Origin of the sequence: Pseudomonas sp. PS02302 (assembly GCF_029959585.1) — a bacterium.
Classification (GTDB): Bacteria; Pseudomonadota; Gammaproteobacteria; order Pseudomonadales; family Pseudomonadaceae; genus Chryseomonas; species Chryseomonas aestiva.
Genome location: NZ_JASCON010000190.1, coordinates 1 through 296, shown reverse-complemented (window position 1 = coordinate 296; position 296 = coordinate 1). Strand labels below are relative to the sequence as shown.

Genomic DNA, 296 nt, shown 5'->3' with positions numbered 1-296 from the left:
TCGACCTGGGGGAAGTACACCGGATCGACTTCGGCGGAGCGGAAGTTGATGTGGATGACCTCGGTGCCGCCACGGGTCATGAAGAACGGCGGCTTCTCGATCACATCGTGGCCGATGTTGACGATGAGGTCGGCGGACTCCAGGGCGCGGTGCACGAAGTCACCGGCGGAGAGGGCGGCGTTGCCCAGGAAGCGCGGATGGCGCTCGTCGACCACGCCCTTGCCGAGCTGGGTGGTGACGAAGGGGATGCCGGTCTTCTCGATCAGCTGCCGCAGCACCCGCGCGGTCATCTTGCG

Annotated in this window: 1 pseudogene; it reads right to left on the bottom strand. The window is 66.2% G+C overall.

Features of this window, described 5'->3' with window-relative positions:
- Positions 1-296 (bottom strand): annotated as a pseudogene (locus QMX82_RS25735) (acetolactate synthase large subunit); the annotation flags it as partial.